Annotated in this window: 22 protein-coding genes; 4 read left to right on the top strand and 18 right to left on the bottom strand. The window is 70.8% G+C overall.

Annotated features, from left to right (window positions below; genetic code table 11):
* Positions 1 to 89: 89 nt before the first annotated feature.
* On the top strand, positions 90 to 1724 hold the full coding sequence (locus BJ998_RS04385; protein WP_184858694.1) for a YibE/F family protein: 1635 nt from the start codon (positions 90 to 92) through the stop codon (positions 1722 to 1724).
* A 16-nt stretch (positions 1725 to 1740) separates the two neighbouring features.
* Here the strand turns inward: BJ998_RS04385 and hisS are convergent, their stop codons facing one another.
* The 3 genes from hisS to BJ998_RS04400 are packed head-to-tail and all read right to left on the bottom strand — an operon-like array spanning position 1741 to position 4350.
* Positions 1741 to 2991, bottom strand: coding sequence for a histidine--tRNA ligase (hisS, locus tag BJ998_RS04390; protein WP_221338437.1), 1251 nt, complete (start codon positions 2989 to 2991; stop codon positions 1741 to 1743).
* 27 nt (positions 2992 to 3018) lie between these two features.
* Positions 3019 to 3651 carry a hypothetical protein gene (locus tag BJ998_RS04395; RefSeq protein ID WP_184858698.1) on the bottom strand — a complete coding sequence of 211 codons (633 nt, stop codon included), beginning with the start codon at positions 3649 to 3651 and terminating at the stop codon, positions 3019 to 3021.
* A gap of 3 nt (positions 3652 to 3654) precedes the next feature.
* Positions 3655 to 4350 carry an MBL fold metallo-hydrolase gene (locus BJ998_RS04400; RefSeq protein WP_184858700.1) on the bottom strand — a complete coding sequence of 232 codons (696 nt, stop codon included), beginning with the start codon at positions 4348 to 4350 and terminating at the stop codon, positions 3655 to 3657.
* A gap of 129 nt (positions 4351 to 4479) precedes the next feature.
* On the opposite strand from BJ998_RS04400, the gene BJ998_RS04405 reads away from it, so the two are divergent.
* Complete coding sequence (locus BJ998_RS04405; protein WP_184858702.1) at positions 4480 to 5334, top strand: peptidylprolyl isomerase; 855 nt, start codon at positions 4480 to 4482, stop codon at positions 5332 to 5334.
* Positions 5335 to 5388: 54 nt separating this feature from the next.
* On the opposite strand, the gene BJ998_RS04410 is transcribed toward BJ998_RS04405, so the two are convergent.
* The 15 genes from BJ998_RS04410 to BJ998_RS04480 form a co-directional block, all read right to left on the bottom strand.
* Positions 5389 to 7689 (bottom strand): RelA/SpoT family protein, encoded by a 2301-nt coding sequence (locus BJ998_RS04410; RefSeq protein ID WP_184858704.1) that lies wholly within the window; start codon positions 7687 to 7689, stop codon positions 5389 to 5391.
* A 174-nt stretch (positions 7690 to 7863) separates the two neighbouring features.
* Positions 7864 to 8388 carry an adenine phosphoribosyltransferase gene (locus tag BJ998_RS04415; RefSeq protein ID WP_221338440.1) on the bottom strand — a complete coding sequence of 175 codons (525 nt, stop codon included), beginning with the start codon at positions 8386 to 8388 and terminating at the stop codon, positions 7864 to 7866.
* Positions 8385 to 9611 carry a protein translocase subunit SecF gene (secF, locus tag BJ998_RS04420; RefSeq protein WP_184858706.1) on the bottom strand — a complete coding sequence of 409 codons (1227 nt, stop codon included), beginning with the start codon at positions 9609 to 9611 and terminating at the stop codon, positions 8385 to 8387. Before secF ends, BJ998_RS04415 begins: the two co-directional genes overlap by 4 nt.
* Before the next feature lies 1 nt (position 9612).
* Entirely contained in the window at positions 9613 to 11385 is a 1773-nt protein-coding gene (gene secD / locus BJ998_RS04425) for a protein translocase subunit SecD (RefSeq protein WP_184858707.1), read from the bottom strand.
* Between the two features lie 175 nt (positions 11386 to 11560).
* Positions 11561 to 11932 carry a preprotein translocase subunit YajC gene (gene yajC / locus BJ998_RS04430; RefSeq protein WP_184868422.1) on the bottom strand — a complete coding sequence of 124 codons (372 nt, stop codon included), beginning with the start codon at positions 11930 to 11932 and terminating at the stop codon, positions 11561 to 11563.
* 80 nt (positions 11933 to 12012) lie between these two features.
* Positions 12013 to 13062, bottom strand: coding sequence for a Holliday junction branch migration DNA helicase RuvB (gene ruvB / locus BJ998_RS04435; protein ID WP_184858709.1), 1050 nt, complete (start codon positions 13060 to 13062; stop codon positions 12013 to 12015).
* Entirely contained in the window at positions 13059 to 13658 is a 600-nt protein-coding gene (ruvA, locus tag BJ998_RS04440; protein WP_184858711.1) for a Holliday junction branch migration protein RuvA, read from the bottom strand. Before ruvA ends, ruvB begins: the two co-directional genes overlap by 4 nt.
* Positions 13655 to 14227, bottom strand: a complete 573-nt coding sequence (ruvC, locus tag BJ998_RS04445) for a crossover junction endodeoxyribonuclease RuvC (protein ID WP_184858713.1) — start codon at positions 14225 to 14227, stop codon at positions 13655 to 13657. Before ruvC ends, ruvA begins: the two co-directional genes overlap by 4 nt.
* 157 nt (positions 14228 to 14384) lie before the next feature.
* Positions 14385 to 15170, bottom strand: coding sequence for a class I SAM-dependent methyltransferase (locus BJ998_RS04450; RefSeq protein WP_184858715.1), 786 nt, complete (start codon positions 15168 to 15170; stop codon positions 14385 to 14387).
* A 30-nt stretch (positions 15171 to 15200) separates the two neighbouring features.
* The gene (locus tag BJ998_RS04455; RefSeq protein ID WP_184858717.1) at positions 15201 to 15734 is read right to left on the bottom strand and encodes a DUF4262 domain-containing protein; all 534 of its coding nucleotides are present in this window, start codon (positions 15732 to 15734) and stop codon (positions 15201 to 15203) included.
* A 74-nt stretch (positions 15735 to 15808) separates the two neighbouring features.
* Positions 15809 to 16561: a YebC/PmpR family DNA-binding transcriptional regulator gene (locus BJ998_RS04460; RefSeq protein ID WP_184858719.1), complete on the bottom strand. Its 753-nt coding sequence runs from the start codon at positions 16559 to 16561 to the stop codon at positions 15809 to 15811.
* Positions 16562 to 16609: 48 nt separating this feature from the next.
* Entirely contained in the window at positions 16610 to 17227 is a 618-nt protein-coding gene (gene pdxT / locus BJ998_RS04465; RefSeq protein ID WP_184858721.1) for a pyridoxal 5'-phosphate synthase glutaminase subunit PdxT, read from the bottom strand.
* Positions 17228 to 17269: 42 nt separating this feature from the next.
* Complete coding sequence (locus BJ998_RS04470) at positions 17270 to 18625, bottom strand: amino acid permease (RefSeq protein WP_184868423.1); 1356 nt, start codon at positions 18623 to 18625, stop codon at positions 17270 to 17272.
* 233 nt (positions 18626 to 18858) lie between these two features.
* Positions 18859 to 19167 carry an AzlD domain-containing protein gene (locus BJ998_RS04475; RefSeq protein ID WP_184858723.1) on the bottom strand — a complete coding sequence of 103 codons (309 nt, stop codon included), beginning with the start codon at positions 19165 to 19167 and terminating at the stop codon, positions 18859 to 18861.
* On the bottom strand, positions 19164 to 19817 hold the full coding sequence (locus BJ998_RS04480) for an AzlC family ABC transporter permease (protein ID WP_312889924.1): 654 nt from the start codon (positions 19815 to 19817) through the stop codon (positions 19164 to 19166). Before BJ998_RS04480 ends, BJ998_RS04475 begins: the two co-directional genes overlap by 4 nt.
* 116 nt (positions 19818 to 19933) lie before the next feature.
* Here BJ998_RS04480 and BJ998_RS04485 point away from each other — a divergent pair, with 116 nt between their 5' ends.
* The gene (locus tag BJ998_RS04485) at positions 19934 to 20497 is read left to right on the top strand and encodes a helix-turn-helix domain-containing protein (RefSeq protein WP_184858727.1); all 564 of its coding nucleotides are present in this window, start codon (positions 19934 to 19936) and stop codon (positions 20495 to 20497) included.
* 298 nt (positions 20498 to 20795) lie between these two features.
* The gene (ahcY, locus tag BJ998_RS04490; RefSeq protein ID WP_184858729.1) at positions 20796 to 22256 is read left to right on the top strand and encodes an adenosylhomocysteinase; all 1461 of its coding nucleotides are present in this window, start codon (positions 20796 to 20798) and stop codon (positions 22254 to 22256) included.
* The last annotated feature ends 33 nt before the right edge of the window (positions 22257 to 22289 follow it).

Here is a 22289-nt window from a genome sequence, read left to right on the forward strand (position 1 = left end):
ACCCCTGCAGTCGAACACATGTTCGATCGAACGTCAACCGGATCGGCGTTCGGAGCAACCGAACAGGTGGTCCCGGAGTCTGCACCGGCATGGAGAACGGCACCCGCGGCGAGTCCGAAGCGGGGACCAGTCAGGATGTGGTGATGAGCCACGGGCACGGGCACGGCCACGAACCGGCGGCCCCGGCGTCGGCCCGGGTGCGCCGACTGGTCGTGGGCCTGCTGCTGCCCCTGGTCGCGCTGACGGTTGTCGGCGCGGCACTGCTCTACCCGTGGGGCGGCCACGCGGCCGCGGGCAAGCCCGTGGACGGGCCGACCGTCACCGAGCACGGCGTGGTGACGAAGGTGGTGGCCAGCGACTGCGGTGGGGGTGGCGGCGCCAAGCAGTGCGAGGCCATCACCGTGCAGCTGGACAACCGGCAGAACATCACCGAGCCGATGCCGGTCGAGCCGTCCACGCCGCGGTTCACCGTCGGCGACAAGGTGGTGCTCGGCTACAACGGCGGCGATCCGAACGATCCCGCTTCGTACCAGTTGCTGGACTTCCAGCGCGGTTTCCCGTTGGCGCTGCTGGGTGTGCTGTTCGCGGCGGCGGTGCTGATCCTGGGCCGGATGCAGGGCCTGAAGGCGTTGGGCGCGCTGGTGCTCACCTTCGTGGTCATCGTCCTTTTTGTACTGCCGGCGATGATTGCCGGGAAGGACCCGCTCTCGGTCGGCATCGTCGGGGCGGCGCTGATCATGTTCCTGGTGCTGTACCTGACGCACGGGTTGTCCGCCCGGACGTCCACGGCCGTGGTCGGAACCTTGGTCAGCCTCGGCCTGATCGGCGTGCTGGGCTGGCTGTTCTCCGTGGTGGCCGACCTGACCGGTCTGGACGAGGACACCGCCAACCTGATCACCGTGCTGGGGCACGGCATCGACGCCCGCGGACTGCTGCTGGCCGGCATCGTCATCGGCTCCGTCGGCGTGCTCGACGACGTCACCGTCACGCAGACCAGCGCCGTGTGGGAGCTGCGGCGGGCCAACCCGAAGCTCGGCTGGCGCGAGCTGTACGCCGCCGGGCTGCGGATCGGCCGCGACCACATGTCGTCCTCCGTCAACACCCTCGTGATGGCCTACGCCGGCGCGGGCCTGCCGCTGCTGCTGGCGTACTCGGCGAGCGGGCGCGGGCTGACGGACCTGCTGACCGCCGAGACGGTGGCGCAGGAGATCGTGCGGACCCTGGTCGGCAGCATCGGCCTGGTGGCGTCCGTGCCGATCACCACCGTCCTGGCGGCGCTGATCGCCAGGCAGGAGAAGGTCGGCCCGCCGGAGGTCGACCCGCCCGAAGTCCCAGCGCCCGAGGCCCCGGAACCGGAGACGGTGGCGCCGGTCCGCCGCAAGCGGGTCAACCCGGACGACATGCCGACCGAACGCTTCGAGGCCGTGGGCCGGCCACGCCCCCAGCGCCCACCGGAGGACCGGCAGCAGGCCACGGACGCCCCGCGCCGGCAGCGCCCGGAGCGGCCGCGCCGGCAGCCACCATCCGAGCAGCACACCCAGGTGGCGCCGCGTCGCGGGCAGCTCCCTTCAACGCCGCCGCGGCGGCAGCCACCGCCGGGACAGGCCCGCCGGCTGCCGCCACCGCCCGAGCTTCCGGGCGGCCATCCGTCCGCGCCGCCCGAACTCCGGAGCCGGCCCTATCCCCCGCCGGGCGCCAGCGCCGAGGAACCGCCCCGGCACTGAGAGCCGGGGCGCGCCGTCACTTGCCGAGCGGCCGTTCCTCCGGCTGCTCGGTGTCGGCCTTGAGGTGGATCAGCGAGGTGAAGCCGGCGGCCTCCAGCCGGCCCAGCTGCGCGCCGAACTTGCCGGAGCGCGGCTGCACGGCGGCGGTGCGCCCGCCGGAGCGGACCTCGCGGGCGACCCGGAAGACGTTGGCCAGCGGCACATCCGACTCGAACAGCACGGCGACGCTGTCCTTGCGGGGCAGCTCGCCGAGCATGTCGACGATGCGCTCGAAGCCGATGGAGAACCCGCACGCCGGCACGTCCTTGCCCAGCGTCCGGCCGATCAGCTTGTCGTAGCGGCCGCCGCCGGCCAGCGAGAACGGCACGGACGGGTGGCCGACCTCGAAGATCTGCCCGGTGTAGTAGCCCATGCCGCGCACCAGCGTCGGGTCGAACTCCCAGGTGAGCCCGGACAGCTCGTCCAGGCAGCCGGCGACCGTGCCCAGGTCGGCCACGACACTGTCGTCCAGCGACGGAACGGTGTCCGACAGCGTGTCGGCGACCTTGTCCGCGGACAGCCCGGTCAGCGCCTCGATCCGCTCCCGCGCGGCGTCGACCGACGAGGCCGGCAGGTCGCGCCCGGTCAGCTCGGCGCGGACGCCGTCCCACCCGATCTTGTCGAGCTTGTCCAGGCCGATGAAGAACGTGGACCACGTCTCCTCCGCCAACCCGACCGCGGCGGCCAGGGCGGACAGGAAGCGCCGGTCGGACAGCCGCACGGTGGTGCCGGACAGCCCGACGCCGGCCAGCGCCTGCGCGGTCGCCTCGATCAGTTCCACCTCGGCCAGCACCGACGGCTCGCCGATCAGGTCGATGTCGCACTGGTAGAACTGGCGGTAGCGGCCCTTCTGCGGCCGCTCCGCCCGCCACACCGGCCCGAACTGGAACGACCGGAACGGCAGCGGCAGCGTCGCCTGGTTGTTGCCGTAGAACCGGGTCAGCGGCACGGTCAGGTCGAAGCGCAGGCCGAGGTCGACCAGCTCGGCCAGCGGCGTCCCCGCCTCGACGGTGCCGGGCAGGCCGCGGCGCAGCACCTGGAAGACCAGCTTCTCGTTCTCGCCGCCCTGGCCGCCGGTCAGCCGGGTGATGTCCTCCAGCGCCGGCGTCTCGATCCGCTGGTAGCCGAACCGGTGGTAGACCTCCGTGATCGTCGCGAGCACGTGGTCACGGGTGGCCACGGCCGACGGGAGCAGGTCACGGGTGCCCCTCGCGGGGCTGTTGTCCATCTTCACCTTGCGGTCCTTAGCGAGTGGTTACGAGTCGAGCGTGGCCACGAAACGGGTCACGGCGTCGGTCTGGATGCGTTGTGCCAGCTTGCCGGCCGGCACAGTGGTGGCCAACTGATATAGCGGTCGCCCGGCGGCGTCCTCGCCGCGGGCCTCGGCGCGCAGCTGGGCCACCAGCAGCTCGGCGAACACCAGCGGGGCGGGGTCGCCGGCGCCGGACAGGCCGTCGGCGAGCTTGCGCAGCGCCAGCACGCCCTGCTCGCGGCCGCCGATCGCGTTGTACATGGCCAGGGCGACGTTGATGGTGCGGCCCTTCGGCGCGCCGGTGATCAACAACCCGATCGTGCGGTTGCCGCGCACGTCGGTGACCATCAGGTCCAGGGCGGTCAGGCCGTGCAGGTCCACGGTGCGAGTGCCGAGCGCCCGCACCGACACCCGGGAGCCGTCCAGCCACACCCGACGGCGGGCCTCCACGACGGCGAGCACGATCAGCGGCGCCGCGACCACCACGGCCGCGATCCCGCCGGCGAGAAAGCCGCCGAGCAACGCCACCAGCTCGCCGATCACCAGGCCCAGCACCAGGGCGGCGACCACCACGAAGCGGGCGCGCTTGCGCACCACCGCCACGTCCAGCAGGTCAAGCGGGATGCGCTCGGGCACGCCTCACATCCCCTGTCGCGGCGCGGCCGGCCGATCGTCCAGGCCGAGCAGGAACGGATTGCCGGCGCGCTCCCGGCCGATGGTGGTGGTGCCGCCGTGGCCGGGCAGCACGACGGTGTCGTCGGGCAGGGTCAACACCTTGTCCCGCAACGACTCCAGCATCGCGGAGTGGTCGCCGCCGGGCAGGTCGGTGCGGCCGATCGAGCCGGCGAACAGGGTGTCGCCGGACAGCACCAGCCGGCCGCCCTCCTCGGTGCCGGCGCGGAACATCACCGATCCGCCGGTGTGGCCCGGGGTGTGGTCGACCAGCAGCCGCAGCCCGGCCAGGTCCAGGGTCACGCCGTCGGTCAGCTCACGGACGTCGGACGGCTCGCGCATCTCCAGCCGGCCGCCGAAGAAGGCGGCCGTCTCCCGGCTCACGCCCTTGAGCGGGTCGGACAGCATGGCGCGGTCGTCCGGGTGGATCCAGGCCGGCACGTCGTTGCCGTCGCACACCGGCGTGACCGAGAAGGCGTGATCGAAATGACCGTGCGTGAGCAGCACCGCGACCGGCGACAGCCGGTGCTTGCGCAGCGCCTCGGTGACCGGCTCCACGGCGTCCTGGCCGGGGTCGACGATGACACAAGCCGCGCCCTCACCGGCCGCGAGCAGGTAGCAGTTGGCCTGGAGGGCGCCGGTCGGGAACCCGACGACGAGCACGGGCGGAACCTCCATCCGAGGGCGGATCGAACCCGCCAAGCCTACCGGGCGGGGACCACCACACAGCGGTCACACCCCGTCGTCCTACACTCGCGGCAGTCTTGTCGTCACTACCAGGGGAGAGCGCAGGTGCCGAGCAACGAACAGCGCCGCGAGGCCGCGAAGCGGAAGTTGGAGCGGCAGCTCGTTCGTCGAGCTCAGCGGGCCCGCCGTCGCCGTATCACCAGCATCTCCGTGACCGCGGTGGTGGTGCTGGTGGCCGCGGGCGGCATCTGGTGGGCCGTGGCCGCGAGCGGCACCAGCTCCTCCGACGCGGCGTCGTCCTCCAACGCGCCCACGACGACGTCGAAGCCGCCGATCACCATCCCGACCGCGCTGGCTCCCGCGCCGAAGCGGCCCACGCCGCTGGCGGCGACGGTGAACTGCACGTACACCAAGGACGGCGACGCGGCCAAGCCGAACAACCTGCCCAACGGCGCCAACATCTCCAGCCAGGGCACCGTGTCGGTGACGCTGAAGACCAACGACGGCGACATCCCGCTGACGCTGGACCGCTCGCTGGCGCCGTGCGCGGTGAACAACTTCGTCAGCCTGTCCAGCCAGGGCTACTACGACAACACCAGCTGCCACCGGCTGAGCACCCAGGGCCTGCAGATGCTGCAGTGCGGCGACCCCAAGGGCGACGGCACCGGCGGCCCCGGCTACAAGTTCGACGACGAGGTGTGGCCGTCGCTGACCTACGGCCGCGGCTACCTGGCGATGGCCAACTCCGGCCCGAACACCAACGGCAGCCAGTTCTTCCTGGTCTACGGTGACGCGCAGCTGCAGCCGAACTACACCGTCTTCGGCACCATCTCCGAGGCCGGCCTGAAGGTGATCGACGACATCGCCAAGGCCGGCGACGACGGCGCCTTCGACAGCAGCGCCGGCGGCGGCCACCCCAACAAGAAGGTGACCATCACCAAGTCCCAGGTCGCGGCCTGACCCGAGACGACGAAGGGGCCCCGCCGAACGGCGGGGCCCCTTTTCGTGTCTGCGTCAGGAAGCCGAGGTCACGCGGTACACGTCGTAGACGCCCTCGACGCTGCGGACCACCTTGAGCACGTGGCCGAGGTGCTTGGGGTCGCCCATCTCGAACGAGAAGCGGCTGACCGCCACCCGGTCCTTGGACGTGGTCACCGACGCCGACAGGATGTTGACCTTCTCGTCGGCCAGCACCTTGGTGATGTCGGACAGCAGCCGGTGCCGGTCCAGCGCCTCCACCTGGATGGCCACCAGGAACAGCGAGGACGAGTTCGGCGCCCACTCCACGTCCACCAGCCGCTCCGGCGAGGCGAGCAGCTCGCTGGCGTTGGTGCAGTCGGTGCGGTGCACGCTGACGCCGCCGCCCCGGGTGACGAAGCCGAGGATGTCGTCGCCGGGCACCGGGGTGCAGCAGCGGGCCAGCTTCACCCACACGTCGCTGGCGTCCTTGACGACCACGCCCGGGTCGCCGGGCGCGCGCCGCCGGACGGCCGTCGACGGCGTGGACCGCTCGGCCAGCTCCTCCTCGGCGTGGTCGACGCCGCCGAGCAGCGCCACCAGCCGCTGCACGAGGTGCCGGCCGGAGACCTGCCCCTCGCCGACGGCCCGGTACAGCGCGCTGACGTCGGCCAGCCGCAGCTCGCGGGCCAGCGCGCCCATCGAGTCGGCGGTGACCAGCCGCTGGATCGGCAGCCCGACCCGGCGCACCTCCTTGGCGATCGACTCCTTGCCGGCCTCGATCGCCTCCTCGCGGCGCTCCTTGGCGAACCACTGCTTGATCTTGGCGCGGGCCCGCGGCGAGGCGGCGAAGGCCAGCCAGTCCCGGCTGGGACCGGCGCCCTCGGCCTTCGAGGTGAAGATCTCGACGACCTCGCCGTTCTCCAGCTTGCGCTCCAGCGCCACTAGCCGGCCGTTGACCCGGGCGCCGATGCACCGGTTGCCGACCTCGGTGTGCACGGCGTAGGCGAAGTCGACCGGGGTGGAGCCGGCCGGCAGCGTCTGCACGTCGCCCTTGGGCGTGAAGACGAAGATCTCGCGGGCGGCCAGGTCGTAGCGCAGCGCCTCGAGGAACTCGCCGGGGTCGGCGGCCTCCCGCTGCCAGTCCAGCAGCTGCCGCATCCAGGCCATCTCGTCGACCTCGACGCCACGGCCGGAGTGGGTGCCCTTGGTCTCCTTGTACCGCCAGTGCGCGGCGATGCCGTACTCGGCGGTGCGGTGCATGTCGTGGGTGCGGATCTGCACCTCGAGCGGCTTGCCGTCCGGCCCGATCACGGTGGTGTGCAGCGACTGGTAGACGCCGAACCGGGGCTGGGCGATGTAGTCCTTGAACCGGCCGGGCATCGGCTGCCACAGCGCGTGCACCACGCCCATCGCGGCGTAGCAGTCGCGCACGTCGTCCACCATGATGCGGACGCCGACCAGGTCGTGGATGTCGTCGAAGTCGCGGCCCCGGACGATCATCTTCTGGTTGATCGAGTAGTAGTGCTTGGGCCGGCCCTCGACCTTGGCCTGCAGCCGCGAGGACTCCAGCTGGCTGTTCAGCTCGTCGACCACCTTGCGCAGGTAGGTGTCCCGGGACGGGGCGCGGTTGGCCACCAGCCGCACGATCTCGTCGTACTTCTTGGGCTGCAGGATGGCGAAGGCCAGGTCCTCCAGCTCCCACTTGACGGTGGCCATGCCCAGCCGGTGCGCCAGCGGGGCCAGCACCTCCAGCGTCTCGCGGGCCTTGCGGGCCTGCTTCTCCGGCGGCAGGAAGCGCATCGTGCGCATGTTGTGCAGCCGGTCGGCCAGCTTGATCACCAGGACGCGGGGGTCGCGGGCCATGGCGATGACCATCTTGCGGATGGTCTCGGCCTCGGCGGCCGCGCCCAGCTTGACCTTGTCCAGTTTGGTGACGCCGTCGACCAGGTGCGCCACCTCGTCGCCGAAGTCCTCGCTGAGCAGCTCCAGCGAGTAGTCGGTGTCCTCGACGGTGTCGTGCAGCAGGGCGGCGACCAGCGTGGTGGTGTCCATGCCCAGCTCGGCCAGGATGGTGGCGACGGCCAGCGGGTGCGTGATGTACGGGTCGCCGGACTTGCGCCGCTGGTTGCGGTGCTTCTCCTCGGCGACGTCGTAGGCGAACTGCAGCAGGCCCAGGTCGGCCTTGGGGTGCAGCTCGCGGTGCACCGCGGCCAGCGGCTCCAACACCTGCTTGACCGGTGCGGCGCGCTGCGCGGTGATCCGGCGGGCCAGGCGCGCGCGTACCCGACGCGTCGCCGAGGGTGGCCGAGCGGCCACCGGCTGTGGCGATGCCGCGGGTTCGACGTCTTGGCTCAACCACTCTCCCGGTGCGACTGGAGCTGAAACGTTCCTGCACCGAGGATAACTCTGGATCGAACCGGACGTTCCCAGGTCGCGACAAGCGTGCCGCTCGACACGACGAACGCGGCCCGAATATCGGCCCAGCTAGTCAGCCCCGTTCAGCAGACCGCACCGCCCACCCCGGCGGGATCAGTGGGTGAGCAGGGCGGTGACGTCGACGCCGGGGACGCGGGCGCGGCCCTTGAGGCCGGCCAGTTCCAGGATCACCGACACGCCGGCGACCACTCCCCCGGCGTGCTCGACCAGCTCGCGGGTCGCGGCGACGGTGCCGCCGGTGGCGAGCACGTCGTCCACGATCACCACGCGCTGGCCGCCCCGGATGGTGTCCTCGGGCAGCTCCAGGGTGGCGGTGCCGTACTCCAGGGCGTAGCTGACCCGGTGCCGCACCGCCGGCAGCTTGCCCGGCTTGCGCACGCACACCAGACCTAGGCCGGCGGCGTACGCGATGGCGGCGCCCAGGATGAAGCCGCGGGCCTCGATGGCCACGACGGCGTCGGTGCCGGCCGGGAGCCCGGCGGCCATGGCGTCCGACAGGACGCGGAAGGCCGCCGGGTCGGCGAGCACCGGGCTGATGTCCCGGAACAGCACGCCGGGCTCGGGGAAGTCGGGGACCTCCCGGATGAGCCCGAGCGCGCCGTCGAGTGTGCTGGTCAGTGCCGCCTCTTCCCGCTGGGCCGGCCGCTCTTGCCGGACGGCCGGGCCTTGGGCGTGCGCGACGGCGTGCTCGCCGCCGCGGCCATGGCCTTCTCCTTGCGGATTTCGGCGGCCAGCGCCTCGTCGTCGGCCGGGTCGAAGTCCTCGCCCGCCTCGACGCCCTGCGCCGCCAGCTGGGCCTTGCGGGCCAGGTTGGCCCGGCGGGCCGCGACCCGCTCGGCCTGCAGCTTGTACTTCGGGTCGCGCATCTTCAGGTCCACCACCAGCGGGGTGGCCAGGAAGATCGACGACACGGCGCCGACCAACATACCGGTGAGCTGGATCAGGGCCAGGTCCTGCAGCGTCCCCACGCCCAGCAGCACGACGCCGACGACGAGCAGGCCGAGGACCGGCAGCAGCGCGATCAGCGAGGTGTTGATGGAACGCATCAGGGTCTGGTTGACCGCCAGGTTGGCGGCCTCGCCGTAGGTGCGCCGGGTCAGCTTGAGCAGGCCGCGGGTGTTCTCCCGGACCTTGTCGAACACGACCACCGTGTCGTACAGCGAGAAGCCCAGGATGGTCAGGAAGCCGATCACCGTCGCGGGCGTGACCTCGAAGCCGATGATCGAGTACACGCCGGCGGTGACGATCAGGTCGTTGGCCAGCGAGGCCAGCGCGGCGGCCGCCATCGCGCGTTCGAAGTAGAACGCCAGGAAGATGGTCACCAGCACCAGGAACACGGCGAGCGCGATGAGCGCCTGCCGGGAGATCTCGCCGCCCCAGGACGAGCTGACCGCGCTGTCGCTGATGGCCTGCTGGCTGGGCTGGCCGTTCGTGGCCAGCGGCTTGAACTTGGCGAACAGCGCTTCCTTGAGCTTGACGACCTGAGTGCCGTCCAGCGGGACCGAGCGCAGTTGGACGGTCTCGGAGTTGCCCGAGCCGACCGTCTGCGCCTGCTCGGCGTCGCGGCCCAGCGTCTGCTTGTAGACCTGCAGCACGCCGTCCACGGTGGCGTTGCCGCTCTGGCCCTTCACCGGCATCTGGATCTGCGTGCCGCCGGTGAACTCGATGCCGTAGTTGAAGCCGCGGATGGCCATCGAGCCGAGGCAGATGGCGATGACCACGGCGAACGCGATGTACCAGCGCTTGCGCTTGCCGATGATGTCGAACGCGCCGGTGCCGACGTAAAGGTTGTGCAGCAGGCCGTGCCGCGGCTGCGGGGTCACGGGAGTCGGAGTCGACACGTCACGCCTCCTTCACGGCGGGGTTGGCCGCGCGCTCGGCGGCACGCAGCTCCACGCCGGCCTGCTGCACGGCACCGAGGCCGGAGAAGGACGGCTTGGACAGGGTCTTGGAGCGGGAGGCCAGGGCCACCAGCGGGTGCGTGACCAGGAAGACCACGAACAGGTCGATCACGGTGGACATGCCGGTGGTGAACGCGAAGCCGCGCACGTCGCCGACGGCCAGCGTGTACAGCACGGCGGCGGCGAGGAAGCTGACCGCGTCGGCGGACAGGATCGTGCGCCGCGCCCGGACCCAGGCCCTCGGCACCGCGGAGCGGAACGAGCGGCCCTCGCGCACTTCGTCCTTCATGCGTTCGAAGAACACCACGAAGGAGTCCGCCGTGATACCGATGGCGATGATGAAACCGGCGATGCCCGGCAGGTCCAGGCTGTAGTTGATCCACCGGCCGAACAGCACCAGCACCGCGTACACGGTCAGGCCGGAGCAGACCAGCGACAGCAGGGTCAGCACGCCCAGCGCCCGGTAGTAGAAGAGGCAGTAGACGATCACCAGGAGCAGGCCGATGCCGCCGGCGAGCAGGCCCGCCTGCATCGAGGACAGGCCCAGCGTCGCGGACACCGTCTGGTTCTCGGACATGGTGAACGACAGCGGCAGCGAGCCGTAGCTGAGCACGTTGGCCAGTTCCTTGGCCGACTGCTGGGTGAACGAGCCGCTGATCTCGGTGTTGCCGATGATCTGCTGGTTGATCTTCGGCGCGGACTGCACCTGGCCGTCCAGCGTGAAGGCGGCCTGCTGGCCGACGTTCTTGCCGGTGTAGTCGGCCCAGGTCTTGGCGCCGTCCGGCTTGAAGGTCAGCGTCACGATCCACTTGGCCTGCTGCTGGTCGAAGCCGGACTGCGCGGTCGCGATCTGCCGGCCGTCCAGGAACGACGCGCCCAGGATGTACTTGTTCTGGTGGTCGGTGTCGCAGGTGACCAGCGGCTTGTCGGGGTCGTCGTAGCCGGCCAGCGGGTCGGGCTTGGAGCAGTCCAGCGCGGCGAACGCGGCCGCCTGGGCGTTCTGGTCGGTGGCCACGGCCGGGTTCTGGCGCAGCGCCTTCGCGGTCTGGATCGCCTTGGCCTGGTTCGGGTCCGCGACGCCGCTGATGCTCGGCGGCGGGGTGCTCGCGCTCGTCGACGAGGCGGCGGTGGACGACGGCGGGTTGGTGGTCGTCGTCGGCGCGGCCTGCTTCATCGGCACCGGCGCGCCCTGCGGCTTCGGCGAGGTGGTCGTCGCCGGCGCGGAGGTGCTGGTGCCGCTCGGCGTGGTCGTGCCGCTCGGCTTGGCCGTGTTGCTCGTCGACGGCTTGCCCGAGGTGCTCGGCGGCGTGGCCGGCAGGATCATCGGCTGGTTCGAGGACGGGTCCGTCAGCACGGGCCGGAACCGCAGCACGGCGGCCTTGCCCAGGGCCTTGAGCTGGTCGCCGTCGTTGCCCGGCGCGGTGATCACCAGGTTGCTGCCGTCCTGGACGATCTCGGCGCCGGTGACGCCGTTGCCGTTGACGCGGTCGGACAGGATCTGCTTGGCCAGGGTGAGGGAGTCCTGTGCCGGTGGCTTGCCGTCCGGGGAGATCGCGGTCAGCGTGACCCTGGTGCCCCCCTGCAGGTCGATACCGAGTTTGGGCGTCGGCTGTCCATTCCCGGTGAAGAACACCAAGGCATAGAGCACGACCACGATGAGGGCGAAGACACCCAGGTAACGCACTGGGCGGATCTGCCCGGCCGGAGGTGCCACGGTCGGTCGGTCTCCTCGTGCTGATAGTCGTTGTCGGTGTGCCCCGGGCGACCCGGGGAGCCCTCACGTGGCGGTCAGAGTGCGGGCGAGGGTGCAGCGTACTCCCCGCCGTGTGAGGCGCGCGTCACTGTGCGAGGTCGCCCCTGCTCGGGCGACCTCGCATCGGCCGGACGGCTCAGCCCTTGCTCTTGCTCTCCAGCGGCGGGGCCACCTCGGCGGTGCTCGCCGGCTCGCCCGCGACCAGCTCCTCGTCCTCGGACTCCACGACGTCCGACTCGGTCGTCGGGTTCACCTTCTCGCGGACCGCGGCCCGCAGCCACGTGGTGACCACGCCCGGCGCGATCTCGATGTCGATGTCGGTGTCCGAGTCGACGCCCGCCACCGTGCCGAACAGGCCGGAGGTGGTCATCACCCGGTCGCCGACCTGGAGCGAGGTCTGCAGCTTCTGCTGCTCGGCGACCGCCTTGCGCTGCCGGCGGCTGCCGAAGAAGAGCATGCCGCCCACCAGCACGATGAGCAGGGGGAGCAGCAAAGTCTGGGGGTCCATCATTCTCCGTTCGGTGTGACGGCCCATACCTTCACAGGGCGTCACATGCTGGGGTATGCCCACTGAGTCTGCCACACGGCTTATCGCCCATACGCCGTGGCAGGGGGCTCGCCCGGCGCGTGCTCCGGCGGCGTCAGACCCATGTGGTGCCAGGCCGCGGCGGTCGCGACCCGTCCCCGCGGAGTGCGGGCGAGCATGCCGGCGCGGACCAGGAACGGCTCGCAGACCTCCTCGACGGTGGTCGGCTCCTCCCCCACCGCGACGGCCAGCGTCGCCACCCCGACCGGTCCCCCGTTGAAGCTCCTGACCAGCGCGTTCAGCACCGCCCGGTCCAGTCGGTCCAGGCCCAGCTCGTCCACGTCGTAGACGGCGAGCGCGGCGCGGGCGACGTCGGTGCTGATCGAGCCGTTCGCGCGCACCTCGGCGTAGTCGCGGACCCGGCGCAGCAGCCGGTTGGCGATCCGGGGTGTGCCCCGGGACCTCCTCGCGATCTCGGCGGCGCCGTCGCCCGGCAGGTCGATGCCGAGGATCGCGGCCGAACGGTTGAGCACCTGCTCCAGTTCCTCCGGCGAGTAGAACTCCATGTGGCCGGTGAAGCCGAAGCGGTCGCGCAGCGGGCCGGTCAGCGACCCGGACCGGGTGGTCGCGCCGACCAGCGTGAACGGGGCGATCTCCAGCGGGATGCTGGTCGCGCCGGGGCCCTTGCCGACGACGACGTCGACCCGGAAGTCCTCCATCGCCAGGTACAGCATCTCCTCGGCCGGGCGGGCGATGCGGTGGATCTCGTCGATGAACAGGACGTCGCCCTCGACCAGGTTGGACAGCATCGCGGCGAGATCGCCGGCCCGCTCCAGCGCCGGGCCCGAGGTGATCCGGATGGCGCTGCCCAGCTCGGCGGCGATGATCATGGAGAGGCTGGTCTTGCCCAGGCCGGGCGGCCCGGACAGCAGCACGTGGTCCGGCGGCTGGCCGCGCATCTGCGCGCCGCGCAACACCAGTTCCAGCTGCTCGCGCACGCGGGGCTGGCCGACGAACTCCGACATCCGGCGCGGCCGCAGCGTCGACTCGACGTCGCGCTCGGCCGGTTCGGCGAGCGCGGACAGCGGCCCGTGCTCCTCGAAGTCGCTCATCGCTTACGTCCCAACGACGTCAGCGCCTGCCGCAGCACGGCCGCCGTGTTCTGGGCGCCGTCCTTGGCCAGCACCGCGTCCACCGCCTGCTCCGCCGCCTTCGCCGCGAAGCCCAGGCCCAGCAACGCCTCCGTGACCTGCGCGCGCACCAGCTCGGCGTCCGCGCCGACCTCGGGGCCGGGCGTGCCGCTGGTCAGCGCGCCGACCTTGTCCCGCAGCTCGATGATCAGCCGCTCCGCGCCCTTGCGGCCGATGCCCGGCACCTGCGTGAGCATCGAGGTGTTGCCCTCCGCCAGCGCCGCCCGCAGCTTGTCCGGCTCCAACACCGCCAGCGTCGCCAGCGCGATCTTCGGGCCGATGCCGGACACCGTCAGCAGCAGGCCGAACAGCTGCCGCGCGTCCGGGTCGGTGAAGCCGTACAGGGTCAGCGAGTCCTCACGCACGATCAGCGCCGTGAACAGCTGCGCCTCGTCGCCGCGCCGCAGGCTCGCCAGGGTCGTCGGGGTCGCCAGCACCGCGAAGCCGACGCCGCCGACCTCGATGACGGCATGGTCCAGGCCGATGGACAGCACCGGCCCACGTACCGACGAGATCACCGGGCGACTCCCCTGTTCGCGGCCTCGGCCAGCCGGGCCTTGTGTCGACGTTGCAGTTCCGCGGCACGGGCCTCCGCCTGCGCCAGCCGGGCCGCCAGCGGCGCCCGCCACAGGTGGCAGATGCCGAGCGCCAGCGCGTCGGCGGCGTCCGCCGGCTTCGGCGCCACCGCCAGGCCCAGCAGGCGCGTCACCATGGTCGTGACCTGCGCCTTGTCCGCCGTGCCGGAGCCGGTGACCGCCGCCTTCACCTCGCTCGGCGTGTGGAAGGCGACCGGCAGGCCGCGCTTGGCCGCCAGCAACGCCACCACGCCGCCGGCCTGGGCGGTGCCCATCGCCGTGCGGACATTGTGCTGGCTGAACACCCGCTCGATCGCCACCACCTCGGGGCGGTGGCGATCCAGCCAGTCCTCCACGACCTCGGACAGCGCCAGCAGCCGATGGGCGAGGTCCTCGTCCGCCGGGGTCCGGGCCACGCCCACGTCCACGCAGCGCACCGTGCGTCCCGGCCCGCCGTCGACCACGCCCAGACCGCACCGAGTCAGCCCAGGGTCGACACCCAGCACCCGCACTTCGTCCCGCCTCCGGAATATCGCCGAACACCCGTTCGAGCGGCGACATTACCGGGCGGCGTGATCAGGCTTCGCACCAACACGCCGCTACGCCGCCGGAGCGCTGTGAAAGCGACCTTCCTAAACCCCGAGTTGAGGAATGGTCCGTTCCGAACGTCTAGCGGACCGCCGTCAGGGAGTAGGTCAGCGGGATCTTGGGCCGGTGCGCCGGCAGCCGCCACCAGCCGGTGACCGGATCCCGCTCCATGCCCGGCCACTGGTCCCAGGCCAGCACCGGGTGTTCGTGCAGCTCGGTGACGCGGAGGCCGGCCCGGTTGAGCGTCGTCACGAGCTCGCCGAGCGAATGGTTCCACTGATAGTTCACGGTGTCGGCGGCCAGCTCGGGACCGTCGGTGTAGGTGCGCGACGAGTCGTAGCTGGTGGCCTCGGGCAGGTAGTTGCCCACGATCTCGAAGTCCTGGTTGAGCATCCAGGCCAGGGGATGGAACTCCACCAGGTACAGCCGTCCGCCCGGGGCGAGCAGGTCCCGCACGATCTCGGCCCAGCGGTACAGGTCCGGCAGCCACATCAGCGAACCCTTGCCGGTGTAGACCAGGTCGAAGCCGCCGCCCAGCGCCTCGACGGCGTCGTGCACGTCGGACTGCACGTAGGTGATGTCGAGGTCGCCAGCCAGCTCCCGGGCCGCCGCGACCGAGGACTCGCTGAAGTCCAGGCCGGTCATCTTCGCCCCGGCCCGGGCCAGGCAGCGGGTGTCCGTGCCGAGATGGCACTGCAGGTGCGCGATCCTCAGCCCGGCGACGTCCCCCAGCTCCGCCCACTCGAACGGGGCCAGCCGGTCGGTGTCGTTGTGCACGTCGTAGAACCGGCTCGCCAGGTGCACCGGGGTCCGAGCTTCCCAGTTGCGGCGATTGGTCTCGACCTTGCTCCGAATGTCGGCATCCACCGCGCCAGTATCTCGACCGCCGCCAGCCAATTACGCGCCGTCGACGCCCGGCCGCCACGACTCCGGGCGGCCGCTCATGGTCAGCACCGGCTGCCACTGCGCGAAGCCCTGCGGCGCCTGGGGATGCCACGGCCAGTACCCGCCCTCGGACGGCACGATCAGCTGCACCGCGGGGAAATCACCGGTGGGGTGCAACAGGAAGGCGCTGCCGAAGTACTCCGGGTAGAAGCCGCGCGCCACCCGCTCCACGGTGATCGGCACGCCGTTGAAGAACTGCCGGTACAGCTGCCCCGGCTGGAACCGCACGCCCTGCCGCGCCTCGTTCACGTACGCGGTGACGAGCACCCGCCCCAGTTCCAGCGGCAGCCCGATGACCACGGCCTCGGCGACGCCGAAGCGCCGCCACGCGCCGACGGTGAAGCAGTACGGCGCGCCGTGCTCGTCGCCGGCCACCTCGACCACCGCGTTGCCGTGGTCCTCCGCCTGCTTGAGCAACCACTGGCGCAGGTCACGGTCGGACTCGGAGAGCTTGTTCATCGCGGAGTGAGGGGGCACGGGCGTCATTCTGCCCAGAAAGGGCGTTAACTAAAAGTGTTGCCCGGCAACTTTCGTTACCGGGCAACGGAAAGCTGTGAACCTCAGGCGTCGACCTCGGCCATGACCTCGTCGGACACGTCGAAGTTGGCGTAGACGTTCTGCACGTCGTCGCAGTCCTCCAGCGCGTCGATCAGCTTGAACATCTTGCGCGCGCCGTCGGCCTCCAGCTGGACCGTCATCGACGGCACGAAGTTCGCCTCGGCCGACTCGTAGTCGTAGCCGGCGTCCTGCAGCGCCTTGCGCACCGGGATGAGATCGCCGGCCTCGGACACCACCTCAAAGCTGTCACCGAGGTCGTTGACCTCCTCGGCGCCCGCGTCCAGCACGGCCATCAGGACGTCGTCCTCGGACAGGTCGTTCTTCGGCAGCGTCACCACGCCCTTGCGGGTGAACAGGTACGCCACCGAGCCCGGGTCGGCCATGCTGCCGCCGTTGCGGGTCATCGCCGTGCGCACCTCGGACGCCGCGCGGTTGCGGTTGTCGGTGAGGCACTCGATCAGGATGGCCACGCCGTTCGGGCCGTAGCCCTCGTACATGATCGTCTGCCAGTCGGCGCCGCCGGCCTCCTCGCCGCCGCCGCGCTTGCGGGCGCGCTCGATGTTGTCCAGCGGGACCGAGTTCTTGCGCGCCTTCTGGATGGCGTCGAACAGCGTGGGGTTGCCGTCCGGGTCGCTGCCCCCGGTGCGGGCCGCGACCTCGATGTTCTTGATCAGCCGCGCGAACAGCTTGCCGCGCTTGGCGTCGATCGCGGCCTTCTTGTGCTTGGTAGTCGCCCACTTGGAGTGGCCGCTCATGAAACTTCCTCCGTCAGACTCGACGACTCGACGACCGTTCCCACGCCGTTAGGCCGCGCGGACAGTCTCCACGAACAGGCGGTGCACGCGCTCGTCGCCGGTGAGCTCGGGATGGAACGCGGTCGCGAGCACGGACCCCTGCCGAACTGCGACGATCCTACCGGCGGCGGCGCCGCTGGCCGGTATGTCGGGCACCCGGGCGAGGACCTCGACGCCCTCGCCGACCGACTCCACCCAGGGGGCGCGGATGAACACCGCGTGCACCGGGCCGCCGTCGACCCCGGTGACCGGCAGCTCGCACTCGAACGAGTCGACCTGCCGGCCGAAGGCGTTGCGCCGGACCACCATGTTCACGGCGGCCAGCTGCTGCTGGTCGGGGCGGCCGTCGACGACCGTCCCGGCCAGCAGGATCATGCCGGCGCACGAGCCGTACGCGGGCAGGCCGTCGGCCAGCCGCTTGCGCAGCGGTTCGAGCAGCTCGAAGGTCTCCAGCAGCCGGCTCATCGTGGTCGACTCGCCGCCGGGCAGCACGATGCCGTCGACCTCGGCGAGCTCCTCCGGCCTGCGCACCGGCCGGGCGATCACGTCGCACTCGGCCAGCGACACGAGGTGCTCGCGCACGTCGCCCTGCAAGGCGAGCACGCCGATGACGGGCTGGGCGGGCACGGGTGAGCGACCTCCTGGACGGGCAGTACCTGAACCTCCAGCTTATTGACCGGCGACGGGGACCGCGCTGGAGGGGTCGGACTCGGCCGCCCGGCGCCGGCGGCTGACCGCCCACCAGCCGATCGCGATGACCGCCGCGATGCCCGGGATGGAGAAGAAGGCGACCTGCTCGGCGCCGCCGGCGAAGCCCATCATCACCACGATCAGCGCCAGGAACGCCAGCGTCAGCCAGCCGGTCCAGGGCGCGCCCGGCATCCGGTAGCTCGGCCGCTCCAGCTCGCCGCGCAGCGCCGCCTGGCGCAGCCGCATCTGGCAGAACACCAGCGTGGCCCAGGTGGCGACGACGCCGAGCGAGGCGATCGCGGTGGCGATGTCGAACGCGGCGGTCGCGCCCTTGAACTGGTTGAGCGCGACACCGGCGACGTAGACGACGGAGGTGAACAGGATGCCGCCGTACGGGACGTGCCGGCTGCTCATCCTGCCGGCGAAGGCGGGGGCCTCCTTCTTGTCGGCCAGCGAGCGCAGCACGCGGCCGGTGGAGTACAGGCCGGAGTTGCAGGAGGACAGGGCCGCCGTGAGCACGATCGCGTTCATCACGTCGCCGACCCAGGGCAGGCCCAGCGCGCTGAACACGGTGACGAACGGGCTGGTGGAGCTGCTGTACATGATCGAGGGCAGCAGCATCGCCAGCAGGGTGACCGAGCCGACGTAGAAGATCGCGATCCGCCAGACGACGCCGTTGATGGCCTTCGGCATGACCTTGTGCGGGTCCTTGGTCTCGCCGGCGGCGATGCCGACCAGCTCGATCGCCGAGTACGCGAAGATGACCGCCTGCAGCGCGATCAGCGCGACGCCGATGCCGTGCGGGAAGAAGCCGCCGTCGGCGACCAGGTTGGCCGGGCCGGCCGGGTGGCCGGCGATGTTCGTGGACGTGACCACCAGGCCGATGCCGACCAGCAGGAACACCACGATCGCGGTGACCTTGATGACGGAGAACCAGAACTCCAGCTCGCCGAACAGCTTCACCGACACCAGGTTGATCACCAGCAGCGCCACCAGCGCGATCAGCGCGGTGATCCAGGTCGGCAGGTTCGGCAGCCAGCGCTGCACGTAGATGCCGACCGCGGTGATCTCGGCGACGCCGGTCATCGCCCAGTTCAGCCAGTACATCCAGCCCGAGGTGAAGCCGGCCCAGGGGCCGATGAACTCGCGGGCGTAGGTGACGAAGCTGCCGGACGTCGGCCGGTAGAGCACCAGCTCGCCCAGTGCCCGCATGACGAAGAAGGCGGCCAGGCCGCACAGCGCGTAGGACAGGATCAGGCCGGGGCCGGCGGCGTGCAGGCGGCCGCCGGCGCCGAGGAACAGGCCGACGCCGATGGCGCCGCCCATCGCGATCATCTGCACCTGGCGGTTGCCGAGGGACTTCGCATAGCCCTCGCCGTCACGGGAAAAATCCACGGAAACGGTCCCTTCGGTACTGCGAAAGGCGCGCGGAACCGCCCCGGCTCCGGCGCTGGAGAACTCGACCCCGGGTGAGGCGGACCACACCCGATGAGGTCGGGACTCTACTGAGCGAACGGAGCAGCGCTCTATTCCGTTTGAGCAAGCCTTGATGTGACGAATGCCACCGTTTAAGCGACGCCGACCAGTCGCAGTGCCGCCGTCGTGGCCGCCGCCAACACGACCACCAGCACGAACGGCACCTTGCGCCAGGCCGCCACGCCGCCGACAAATACACCGGCGGCCAGCGCCCAGCCGCCGAATTTGCCGCCGGGCACGAACGCGTTGACCGCCACGAGGGCAAGGAGCAGTGCCGTCGCGGCCATTGACAGCAGCATTTGCACGCGGGCCGGCACGGTGATGCGATTGCGCAGTTGGGGGCCGGCGAAGCGAATCCCATAGGTGCCGGCGGCAAGTGCGAGGACGACTGCCAGCGTCATGCCGTCACCGCCTTCTTCCGGGTGGGCAGCGCCGCGATCACACCCAAAGCCGCCAGCACCACCGGAATTCCCGGCGGCAGGAACGGCGTCGTCGCGACGGCGATCGCCGCCCCCAGCAGCGCCACCCGCAGCGTGACGCGGTCCTTCAGCGCCGGGAGGACGAGCGCGAACATCGCGGCGGGGAACGCGGCGTCCATGCCGAAGCGGTTCGGGTCGCCGATGACCTGCCCGATCAGGGCTCCCACCAGCGTGCCGCTGTTCCACGTGAGAAGGAGGGCCAGGCCGCAGGTCCAGAACGCCGCCTTGGCCCGCTTGCGGTCGCCCTGGGCCATCGCGAACGCCACCGACTCGTCGACGAGGATGTGGCTGCCGATGACGCGGGTCGCCAGCCGCTCGCCGAGCACGTCGCCGATGGCCAGGCCGAACGGCAGGTGCCGGGCGTTGAGCAGCAGGCCCGCGAACACCGCCGCGATCGGGCTGCCGCCCGCGGCGACGATGCCCACCACCATGAACTGCGAGCCGCCCGCGAAGACCAGCAGCGACATCGCGCAGACGAGCCAGATCGGGATGTGCGCGGCCACCGCGATCGCGCCGAAGGACGCTCCCGTGACGAACGCGGTCAGGGCTATGGGCGAGACATTGCGGATCAACGCCAGATCTAGTTGTCTCCGGTCTAATGTTCGCCAGATCGAACGAACCATAGCCCATACTGAACAGACGCCCCGGCGTTCGTCAAGCCGAACGTCCCGACCGATGGAACGAACACGTGGATCAGGACCGCAGTTCCGCCCCGCTGGACGTGATCGCCGCCGCGCTGCGCCGGGAACGCGACCGCGTCGGCCTGTCCCTCTCCGAGCTGGCCAAGCGCGCCGGCATCGCCAAGTCGACGCTGTCCCAGCTCGAGTCCGGCGCGGGCAACCCGAGCGTCGAGACCCTGTGGGCCCTGGGCGTGGCGCTCGGCGTCCCCTTTTCCCGCCTCGTCGATCCCCCCAAGCCCGCCGTCCTCGTCGTCCGCTTCGGCGAGGGGCCCTACGTTCGCTCCGAGCAGTCCAACTACTCCGCCACCCTGCTCTCCGCCTGTCCCCCGGGCGCGCGGCGGGACATCTACCTGATCACCATGAGCACCGACTCCGGCCGCCAGTCCGTGCCGCACATCCCGGGCTCCGTCGAGCACCTCATCGTCTCCACCGGCCGCGTGCTCGCCGGCCCCGCCGACGACCCCAGGGAACTCGGCCCCGGCGACTACCTCTCGTACCCCGGCGACGTCCCGCACATCTACCAGGCCCTCGACCCCGGCACCGTGGCGGTCCTGGTGATGGAGCACGTGTGAGCCCCGGCGAGTCACGCTCTGGGAACCACCGAATGCGGGTTTCCGGCAGAACTGAGTCCCGAGGCTCAGTTCTGCCCAGTTCCTACATTTCGGTGTGCCGCAGAGCGTGACTCGCGGGGGTTTGCGTTGACAGGGGCGGAAAGGCGTGGCTAACGTCGGGGACGGAGTCGAGAGGCGCTGCAGCGGACCGTGTCCGCCACGCTCGGCTCCGTGTGAACGTCACAAGGGCGCCTCCCCAGCGGGAGGCGCCCTTCGTCGTACGGGCCGCCTCCCCGCGAAGCATGCGGAGGAAACCGGAATGAGCGGGAAACTGAGGCAGGTCAACGGAATCGACTTCGCGGTGGCGGACCTGGCGCTGGCCGAGGCGGGGCGGCACCAGATCCGGTTGGCGGAGCTGGAGATGCCGGGCCTGATGGCGCTGCGCGAGGAGTTCGGCGAGAGCAAGCCGTTGCGGGGGGCGAGGATCGCGGGCTCGCTGCACATGACGGTGCAGACGGCGGTGCTGATCGAGACCCTGGTGGACCTGGGGGCACAGGTCCGCTGGGTGTCGTGCAACATCTTCTCCACGCAGGACGAGGCCGCGGCGGCGGTCGTGGTGGGCCGCGAGGGCACGGTGCACGAGCCGAAGGGGACCTCGGTGTTCGCCTGGAAGGGCGAGACGCTGGCGGAGTACTGGTGGTGCGCGGACCAGCTGTTCACCTTCCCCGACGGCCAGCCGCCGAACATGGTCGTCGACGACGGCGGCGACGCGACCCTGTTGGTGCACAAGGGAGTCGAGTTCGAGACGGCCGGAAAGGTGCCGGCGGCCACCGAGGAGGACGGCGAGGAGTACGGCATCCTGCTGGCCACCATCGCGGCGAGCATGGAGCGCGACCCCAAGCGGTTCACCCGGGTCGCGGAGCAGATGCGCGGCGTCACCGAGGAGACAACCGTTGGCGTGAAACGGATGTACAAGCTGGCGGCGGACGGCGAGCTGCTGTTCCCGGCGATCAACGTGAACGACTCGGTGACGAAGTCCAAGTTCGACAACAAGTACGGCATCCGGCACTCGCTGGCCGACGGCCTCAACCGCGCCACCGACGTGATGCTCGGCGGTAAGCTCGCGGTGGTCTGCGGCTACGGCGACGTGGGCAAGGGCGCCGCGGACTCGCTGCGCGGCCAGGGCGCGCGGGTGGTCGTCACGGAGATCGACCCGATCTGCGCGCTGCAGGCGGCGATGGAGGGCCTGGAGGTCGTGCACCTGGACGACGTGGTGCACAAGGCGGACATCTTCATCACCACCACCGGCAACTTCAACATCATCATGGCCGAGCACATGGGCCGGATGAAGCACAACGCGATCGTCGGCAACGTCGGACACTTCGACAACGAGATCGACATGGCCGGGCTGGCCCGGGTGCCGGGCATTCGCAAGATCGAGATCAAGCCGCAGGTGCACGAGTGGGTGTTCCCGGACGGGCACGCGATCATCGTGCTGTCCGAGGGCCGGCTGATGAACCTGGGCAACGCCACCGGGCATCCCAGCTTCGTCATGTCGAACTCGTTCTCCAACCAGGTGATCGCCCAGATCGAACTGTTCACCAAGCCGGGCGATTACCAGCGCGAGGTCTACCGGCTGCCCAAGCACCTGGACGAGAAGGTGGCCCGGCTGCACCTGGACGCGCTGGGCGTGCGGCTGACCGAGCTGAGCAAGGAGCAGGCCGAGTACATCGGGGTGGACGTCGCCGGTCCGTACAAGCCGGATCACTACCGGTACTGATACAGTCGCCTCACCGCCGCTGATGAAAACGTT

The sequence above is a fragment of the Kutzneria kofuensis genome, assembly GCF_014203355.1.
Classification (GTDB): Bacteria; Actinomycetota; Actinomycetes; order Mycobacteriales; family Pseudonocardiaceae; genus Kutzneria; species Kutzneria kofuensis.

Excerpts from the sequence above, each read along its gene's own strand:
- BJ998_RS04385 (WP_184858694.1), top strand. The coding sequence starts at position 90 with ATGGAGAACGGCACCCGCGGCGAGTCCGAAGCGGGGACCAGTCAGGAT.
- hisS (WP_221338437.1), bottom strand. The coding sequence starts at position 2,991 with ATGGACAACAGCCCCGCGAGGGGCACCCGTGACCTGCTCCCGTCGGCC.
- yajC (WP_184868422.1), bottom strand. The coding sequence starts at position 11,932 with ATGGACCCCCAGACTTTGCTGCTCCCCCTGCTCATCGTGCTGGTGGGC.
- ruvB (WP_184858709.1), bottom strand. The coding sequence starts at position 13,062 with ATGAGCGACTTCGAGGAGCACGGGCCGCTGTCCGCGCTCGCCGAACCG.
- BJ998_RS04455 (WP_184858717.1), bottom strand. The coding sequence starts at position 15,734 with ATGACGCCCGTGCCCCCTCACTCCGCGATGAACAAGCTCTCCGAGTCC.
- BJ998_RS04460 (WP_184858719.1), bottom strand. The coding sequence starts at position 16,561 with ATGAGCGGCCACTCCAAGTGGGCGACTACCAAGCACAAGAAGGCCGCG.
- BJ998_RS04470 (WP_184868423.1), bottom strand. The coding sequence starts at position 18,625 with ATGATCGCGATGGGCGGCGCCATCGGCGTCGGCCTGTTCCTCGGCGCC.
- BJ998_RS04475 (WP_184858723.1), bottom strand. The coding sequence starts at position 19,167 with ATGACGCTGGCAGTCGTCCTCGCACTTGCCGCCGGCACCTATGGGATT.
- ahcY (WP_184858729.1), top strand. The coding sequence starts at position 20,796 with ATGAGCGGGAAACTGAGGCAGGTCAACGGAATCGACTTCGCGGTGGCG.